Source organism: Burkholderia sp. BE12 (assembly GCF_002959955.1).
Taxonomy (GTDB): Bacteria; Pseudomonadota; Gammaproteobacteria; order Burkholderiales; family Burkholderiaceae; genus Burkholderia.
In genome coordinates this window covers 20,442-28,146 of the sequence record NZ_PREY01000052.1, presented here as the reverse complement: position 1 = coordinate 28,146, position 7,705 = coordinate 20,442, and the positions used below count along the sequence as shown (strand labels likewise).

Genomic DNA, 7,705 nt, shown 5'->3' with positions numbered 1-7,705 from the left:
ATCAGTTCCGGGTCCAGGTTCAAGCCCTTGCCCGGTTCAATCGTCACTTCTTCCTTGCGTTTGCGTGGCATAAAGTGGCTCCTTGGCCATCAGTTTATGCCTCACACACAAACATTCGGATAGGTTCTGTGTACTTCCCATCCTTGCTGTAAATCAGGCCCACTGACTGCAAGGGATCAGCCGGAATACCCAGAACCCCAGCCACCGCGCGTGACACGATTCCTGGCCCGTCCTGGATGTCGTACTTCTGGCGAGCCTTCGAGATGTAGCTGTCGATTGCATCCTTCGCGGCATCACTAGCCTGCCCGTCGGGCACCTGCACGTTGATTCGATTCGCCTGGTCGTACACGAAGTTAGACCGCACTCGCCCTGTGATGTACTGGTCCGCTTGCTCCTGCGTCGCGCTCGGGTTCCGCTGGTAATAACGCTGGAGGTCAAGCTGAGCCCACGTGTCTACCGCGTGCTCGTTAACAGCAGCTCCGTACCCAGCCGCGCTGGCAATCCATCCCACAACAGGCCAATGCTGCAAGCGGCCGGTGGTCAGATTCGACACCGTGCTGGCTACGTGCTGCTTCCATTGCTGGTCACTGGTGATTTCCTTTGCGGCTTTGATTGCCTCCGGTGAGATTGTGCGATATGCACTCTGATAGGCGGCTTCATCACTCACGCCCGCTTGCCTGTCCCGCTGGTACGAGTCATAGAGCGCCGCCGCTTTCTCATCGAAATACAACGAGCGGATTTGATCCGGCAGACCGCCATACATCGCCGCAGCCAAACGGAACTGACTTGACGGCTGTTCTCCTGCTGGCGGTACTGCATTTACTGTTCCGTCGATGAGGGCCTTCAGTTTGCTGTTCGCGATGTCGCTGCGTCCTGAGCGGCCCGTGATGTCCACGATGGACTTGATAGCCTGCTGCACCTGAGGGAGCTGCGAGGGGTCACCTCCAACCTTCCCAGAGGCAACTTGCATGAGAACACCCACGTCAGGCTGCTGGACGGTATCCAGAGCTGCCTGAGCATCTTTCTTGTCGAGCGCCCAGGCCGTACCAGAGCCAACCGACTGTACCGCCTGTACGTTCTGCTGCGCAGCGTCAGCCATGCTCTGTAGCCGTCGATACTCGCCCAGTGCCGCGCTTGCGCTCTTGAACTGATTGAGCGGGCCGATGCGATTCACGAAGTCATTGATGTCCGGCTGTTTGCCCTGACTCGCGGCCTCTTCATCCGCTACGGTCCTCTTGAAGAAGTCCGTCTGCTGCGCCTGCTCGATGCGCTGGTTCTGCTCTTCGAGAGCCCGATGCTGGAGGCGGGTGGCCTCAGATTGAATCTTAGGGTTCATCTGCTGGAGCGTCAGGCCAGTGTGCGGGTCCTTGAACTGCGTGAACAGGTCGAACAGCTCCGGCCGACCGCCAGCTTGCGAGGAAAGATTGTTGATCTTGTCCAGGAGCATGTCAGCCATCTCAGGGCGGGTCATCATGCCCATCTGGCCGCGCATCGGCTCCAGCGTCTGCTGAACGCCATCCCACATCTGCTGAAGACTCTTGGTCGGGTCCAGGACGCCATCAGCGACAGCGGAGAAGTTGCCGAATGCGGTCTCCTTCAGGCGCTGGAATTGCACCTGAGCGAAGTCCTTGCGGACACTATCGGCTGTCGTAGCGACGCTCTTGGATACCTGGTCGACAATCGCCGGGTCCGTGAGGCCAGTCGTGTGCTGCGCAACCTGCTCGTGGAGGAACTTCTCCGGGTCAAACCCGTCCTGGTTCTTACTCTCCTGGTAGGCACTCAGGATGTCCGTCTGAACCTGATTGCCAATCTTCAGGCCCACCGCGTTGCGATAGCCCTGAGCGAACGTATCGGTGAACGCTGGGTCCACGCGGGAGTCAGCGGACGGAGGGGGAACCTTGATGCCTCCGGTCTGCGCGTCGATGAGCCCAGCGTCACTGAGCTGGCCCGCTGAGGTGCCTGCCTTGAAGGCCTGCGTGGCGTCCTTCTGGTTCTCCAGGTTGACGTACTCCTGGAGTGCGGGATTGAACGTCTGGAGCCCCGTAAGGAGCCCGTGAAGGGTTGCATCCTGCTGTGGTGCTGCGTAGGTATCGACCGGTCGCTCTTGCGGCTGGGAGAACACCTGACGGCCCGTAACGGGAACCTCAGGGCGGCTGGTGATGGACTGCGGGGAGTTAGGGGATTGTGGCATGGTGGTGTGAGGTTGTTAGGTGGATGACCCAGGCATCTTGAAACCGAATGCGTTTGCGCCAGGGACCCCGCCCGTAACGCGGTTCTTGATGGACTCCTGGTTGGTGTATGCGTTGAGTGCGCCACCGGCAATCTGGAGGCCTGTACCGATGAGGCTCGGCTGTTGGATGCTGGCTGTTCGTGAGACTGCTTGCGCGTAGCTGCCGTCAAGCTGGCCGACCATCTGACGCTGAACTGATGACGCATTGGCCTGCATGGCTGCGATGTCCTGCCCAGCGTTGAAGTTGGCTTCGTTCGTCACGCGGTCGTTACTGCCCCCGCCGTTGGTCCCGGAGTCAGCCGCGAGTGCTTGGAGGTGGCCCGTTTCGATCATCGCTTGGCGAGCCCGTTCAGACATCTGCTCGGCTGCCGCTTGGCTCTGCTGGGTCATCTGGTTCTTCGTGTCAGTTACCTGAGCATCGTAGGCTGCTTGTGCTGCGTCTCCCTGGCGCTTAGCCGCTTGGCTCTGGCCCACGTAGCTGGCCACCGCTGTGGCTGCGCTCATTGCCATACTCGCGATGGTCATGGTGGAGAGGCTGAGGCTTGCGGGCTCACACATGGCGCGGTGCCTCATAGAAGAATCGGAAGCTGCCCGGAGGTCCCTGGTTCGGTGCTACATCGCCAATGACAAAGCCCAGGTGTTCCAGCATCGTCATTGCCTCCACGTTGTTCGAAGCCACCGTGTTGGCCAGGGGCACATCAGCAGCGCGAACGCTATCGAGCCAAGCGCGCGCATGTGACAGAAGCTCGCGGGCATGGTCTGCAACAGCAGCGGAACAGCGCATCCACGGCACGTTGACCATCGGATAGCGCACGAGGCCAAACACGGCCTCAATCTGGCCATCGATCAGCAAAGCCCAGGACTCAGCAGATGCCCGGACGGATTCAGCCAGACGGGCCTCAGGCGAACCAGCCCAGGTCAGGGCCATCTCAGCGATGTCCGATTGGCGCAGCTTAAGGGCCAGCTCGGTGGCATCTTTGGGAGTTGCTGGGCGGTACGTGATGCGGCCGGATGGGGAAACCGGAGGCCAGTTGGATGGGGGCGTGGAGGGAGTCATAGAGGGTCCTTATGGTGGGCGGAGGATGGACGCGTCCAACCCTGCCCGGTGGGCATGGAAGCGGGGGGAATGGGATTGATGCAGACGAGACGGGACAGCTCTAGCGAGAGTGGTCTCTGAGTGCCCGTAGCTCCGAGCGTGGGCGTCTAGGCGTGCCCATCTGCGAGAGTCGGGGTTAAGAACAGTGCCCGTATCTACGAGAGTGAGGGTTTAGCAAGCGAATCGCCGCCGAAGCCCCGCCCAGCTTGTCACTCAGCCGGTTCGACAAAACAAAAAGCGCCAGCCGTTTCCGGGAGGCGCTTCGATGGAGAAAATTCTGGCTGACCGGTCAGCCCCCTCAGAAGCTCAGGCCGGGGAACTGGAGACCAACCAGCGGCGCATTACCAGCGCCTCCCAGCTACGGGCTTCAGTGTCTCGGAAGGTTTCCAACAGGCGGGGCTTACGGCTGCGCTCAACGTAATCACGGAGCAGCAAGAATTCACGGGAGCCAATGCGGAGGGACGCGGTGCCCTGACCGATGCAGAGGGAGAACCGGTGGGTGCTGATGGTGATCTGGAACATGTTTAGACCTTGTCAGGTAACGGGGCTTGCTGAATTGCTTGCCACACGGAAATCGATTCTAATAACCCAATGGGTTACGCGTCAATCAGTTTCTTGGCCGGATGCTTGCCCAGCTTCAGCAACAGCAGTTCCCAAGCTGCCAGCGGAATCCCTCGGTGATTCTGGTTATCTTCCGGCAAGACCCACTTGTGGATGGTCAGCTTCGATACGTGGGCCAGCTCTGCGAATTGTTCGCGGCTCAGGCCTGACTCGTCTAAGAGTTTTCGGACTTCAGCGGGAGTCGGTTGCGTGATTGCCGTCATGGCGGCTCTCCGGTTCGTGATGTGGAACCGAAAGTTTACGCGCCGGGGGAAACCGGTGTCACGCTTTAGAGCTTTCGAAGTGTTCCCGATACCGTTCTAGCACGACCCAGAACGCATCCCTAAGCCACACCTCTTCGTCACCAATATCCAAAATTAGATGCTCGTCCCCTAGTGAGTCGCCGGCCCTAGATACCCCCACAAAGAACCCAATCCGCCGCTTTTTCGTGTATGCGGGCCGGGTACCGTCAAGCTCCCGATGCTTCGCGTTGTTTGCCGCGCTCATTACTGCACGAAATGCAGGTAACTGATGAATCGCCAATACCAGCGCCTCTTCCGCCGTCCTGGCTTCGGGGTCTTTCGCCTCAATGATTCGTTTCCTGTTGGCCGTAGTCCCATCTTTCACCAGCCAGTCCAACAAGTGGAATAGCGTGACTGCAACCTGATACGCATTAAGAGTGGACTGGTCGCGATAAAAGCGACCGTACTGCTCGCAAGCGAGCCCAAAGAGCTCTGCTGCTGTCAGGTCAAAGAAGCCTTCCTTCGGAAATTGCTGTTCCATGATCAGACTCCGACAGCCGTCATGGCCTTCTCCCTCAGTCTCATGATGGTCTGACGGCTGGTCTTAAAGTCCCGCGCTAGGGCCGCTACAGCCTCACCCTTGGCCAGTCGCTCAGCTACCTCCGCTTGCTGCTCGCTGGTCAACGCTGATGGCCTGCCGAATTGCTTCCCCTCAACGCGAGCCCGCCGGATGCCAGCATTGGTCCGCTCAATCAACAGGTCCCGTTCAAACTCAGCTACGGCGTTCAGTACCTGCATCGTCATCTTCCCTGCCGCGCTGGTCAGGTCCACCCCGCCCAAGGCAAGACAATGGACCTTCACTCCCAGACCCGCCAGAGCCTCCACGGTGGCCCGTACGTCCATCGCGTTACGGCCCAGCCGGTCCAGCTTGGTGACCACCAATACATCGCCTGACTCCATGCGGTCCACCAAGCGCGTGAAGCCAGGGCGCTCGGAGGCAGCTACAGAGCCGCTAATGGATTCCTCAACGATGCGCCGCTTGTCGATAGCGAACCCTGCCCGCTCAATCTCTAGGCGCTGGTTTTCGGTGGATTGGTCATGAGTGGACACACGGCAGTAAGCGAAGACACGGGACATAGCGGACATCCTGTACGAAATAGATGTACGAATCTTATGCTATGTCCGAATAGTTTACAAGCATACTTTCGGACACCCCTCACAGCCCATGTCCGAAAGGGAACGGTTTTGGACTCATCTAGTGCGGTGTGCTTGCTGGAAAATCGCGGCCATCCTGATCCTGTACTCATCAGGATTCGCTTCGGCCCACTCCGGATCACCATAGGTAACGACATAGCCGCATAGAATGCGTATCAGTTCCTTGGCCGTCTTCTCTACTCGGCTAGCGAGCTCCACAATCGGACCGAACCCCTCAGCATCGCCATCTTCAGGCCACCCGAACGTGTAGATACATCGGTGAATCAGTGTATGCCGGTCTTCGATGAACGAATCGATAAGGGCCTCCAGCTCAGGGTCGATACCGTCTCTCTTCGTTAATTCCTTGAGGATGTTCCGGAGGGGCGCTTTGAACGCTCCATCAGGAAGCTTACCGCCTGTCTTGGCGAGGTATCCAGGCTCCGAGTGAGACTTGAACACTTCGAAGATGGGGACCATCGACGTCTCGAATGACTGCGCCGCCATCACAGCACGGCCGATAGCAGCATAAGCATGTTGCATCGCATATCCCGATAGTTATCCAACTGTCTGAGCACGCTACAGCGTATCTACAGTAAAACGCAGCAACAATGCCTAACAAGATGCGCGCCCACGCATCAGGAATCGCGCGCGCTATCGGATGCGCATCATGGTGGCGTGCCCGTGAGAATCGGGAGGGCCACCGGGGGGAATTTCGCGGCGGGACTTTATCAGATACCCTCTGAGATTTTCCCGGCCAACATTTGAGACCTGTAAGCACCGGTCGAAGCCGATCAGGTAGCGGCCCAGGCCCCCACCGTGCAACCCCGGGGGCCATTCTCTACACTTCGCGCTGCTAACTTGCCTCCTCGCTATTGGACTCGTCAAGCTCGAAGCCTAGGCCAGATGCAACCTTTCCCGAAACAAACCGCTCAAGTTCGGTCACAAACGTATTTACCAACGGTCCTCCACCATCGAATCCTGCCAGATTGAACTCGGCAGGCATCCACTCAGAAACAAACGAGCGACTGTACTGCCCCCAAGCAACCTCCTTGTATTCTTCGAAGCAAATAAACGACTGCAAGCTGGTTTTGGATAAAAAGTATGTAAACCAACCACCATACTGAGTTAAATTCGGCAGCTTCGGCTTTAGTATAATTTGAAATGAATAAAACGGCAATTCCTTAATTTGCGTTTTTACACCAGATATAACCTGCCTTGTTTTTGTTATTTTCCTCCCATCGCCCAGCGCGCCCATCAGAGCGCTCAATGTGGATTCGACCTCATATGTTTCAGTATCATACCTAGGGGAGGCGAAAAATTTCTTGTCATTTTTTGAGACCCACTTCCCCAATGCTTCTTCATTCGGCAAAAGCAAAAAATTATCAAAGAAAATTCGATTTATCTCAAACATCTCTAGAAATTGATCCGTCAAGCTCCGCGCTTCAAGTTCGGTTTTTATACCTTGTACCGCATCCATCGCTTGATTCATAGAAACATAGTCTTTCGCGGCCGCCCTCGCCTTCTCAAGGAGACTCGTCTTTGTTGACATTGGCTGTACCGTCATCTGTGTATTCGATACAAATGACGCAAGGCGCTCTTTCAGTCGCGACCGCACTTGCTCCGAGAAATGGCCCATGACCTCCGTGAAGTCGCTCTGGACAACAAATAGCGGGCGTTGACTTGGTACTGCTCGAAAGGCATCCGCTATAAAATCAATCACATCTTTATAGCGAATTGACTCGGCAGGAGCTTCGGCAATCGCCGCCACGAATGCCTTGGTGAAATCACTTATTTCTTCACTAGCCCAAGACTGCTGATCACTTTGCGAACTACATAGGAAGTAGCATTTTTCGAAAGCGCCTTTCGTCGCAGATTTCATGTAATCGTTAAAGTTTGAACCATCCTTAATGTAAGGCATTCCCGAGTAGCAAGCATCTACAACCTTAACAACCACCTTCGGGTTCAGACTTCTGAGGAAATTGTCTAGCTCGCTATTTGAGAGGGACGTTTGCGCGCGTTTAGCCGGCGAATAATCTCTCAGAAGATATCGAAATTCTTCGTCCGAAAAGTCTCCGTGCCCCGTGAAATAAAATAGCAGATCATCAACCTCCTCAATCCTATATCGCGTGACAAAATCTGCTATTTTAGATTTCAGGAGCGTACCATCTTCCGATGGCACAACAAATACTTCTCGAAACTTACCGGATCCCTGGAGCATCTCCTGAACAATAGAGACATCATTCGCGCAAGCGGAAAGCCGTTGATTCTCATTCACGTAGTTTGTAATGCCGACTACGATTGCTAAATTTATCCCCATCTTCTAATACCCCGTAATGTTGATGT

General features: G+C 56.3%; 9 protein-coding genes. All 9 read right to left on the bottom strand.

Annotated features, from left to right (window positions below; translation table 11 throughout):
• Nucleotides 1–94: 94 nt before the first annotated feature.
• The 9 genes from C4B30_RS33530 to C4B30_RS33490 all read right to left on the bottom strand — a co-directional run bounded on the left by C4B30_RS33530 (nt 95) and on the right by C4B30_RS33490 (nt 7,679).
• A complete protein-coding gene (locus C4B30_RS33530; protein WP_155257367.1) occupies nt 95–2,191 on the bottom strand; it encodes a hypothetical protein in 2,097 nt (698 codons plus the stop codon).
• Nucleotides 2,192–2,206: 15 nt separating this feature from the next.
• Nucleotides 2,207–2,734 carry a virion core protein, T7 gp14 family gene (locus tag C4B30_RS33525; protein ID WP_155257368.1) on the bottom strand — a complete coding sequence of 176 codons (528 nt, stop codon included), beginning with the start codon at nt 2,732–2,734 and terminating at the stop codon, nt 2,207–2,209.
• Between the two features lie 46 nt (nt 2,735–2,780).
• The gene (locus tag C4B30_RS33520) at nt 2,781–3,158 is read right to left on the bottom strand and encodes a hypothetical protein (RefSeq protein WP_105133588.1); all 378 of its coding nucleotides are present in this window, start codon (nt 3,156–3,158) and stop codon (nt 2,781–2,783) included.
• 474 nt (nt 3,159–3,632) lie between these two features.
• Nucleotides 3,633–3,848, bottom strand: a complete 216-nt coding sequence (locus C4B30_RS33515; protein ID WP_027784544.1) for a hypothetical protein — start codon at nt 3,846–3,848, stop codon at nt 3,633–3,635.
• A 74-nt stretch (nt 3,849–3,922) separates the two neighbouring features.
• Nucleotides 3,923–4,150: a helix-turn-helix domain-containing protein gene (locus C4B30_RS33510; RefSeq protein WP_027784545.1), complete on the bottom strand. Its 228-nt coding sequence runs from the start codon at nt 4,148–4,150 to the stop codon at nt 3,923–3,925.
• 58 nt (nt 4,151–4,208) lie between these two features.
• Nucleotides 4,209–4,709: a hypothetical protein gene (locus tag C4B30_RS33505; protein WP_027784546.1), complete on the bottom strand. Its 501-nt coding sequence runs from the start codon at nt 4,707–4,709 to the stop codon at nt 4,209–4,211.
• 2 nt (nt 4,710–4,711) lie between these two features.
• Nucleotides 4,712–5,305, bottom strand: coding sequence for a recombinase family protein (locus C4B30_RS33500; RefSeq protein WP_027784547.1), 594 nt, complete (start codon nt 5,303–5,305; stop codon nt 4,712–4,714).
• A 114-nt stretch (nt 5,306–5,419) separates the two neighbouring features.
• The gene (locus C4B30_RS33495) at nt 5,420–5,839 is read right to left on the bottom strand and encodes a hypothetical protein (RefSeq protein WP_155257370.1); all 420 of its coding nucleotides are present in this window, start codon (nt 5,837–5,839) and stop codon (nt 5,420–5,422) included.
• 376 nt (nt 5,840–6,215) lie between these two features.
• Nucleotides 6,216–7,679: a caspase family protein gene (locus tag C4B30_RS33490; RefSeq protein WP_080681342.1), complete on the bottom strand. Its 1,464-nt coding sequence runs from the start codon at nt 7,677–7,679 to the stop codon at nt 6,216–6,218.
• Nucleotides 7,680–7,705: the final 26 nt, after the last annotated feature.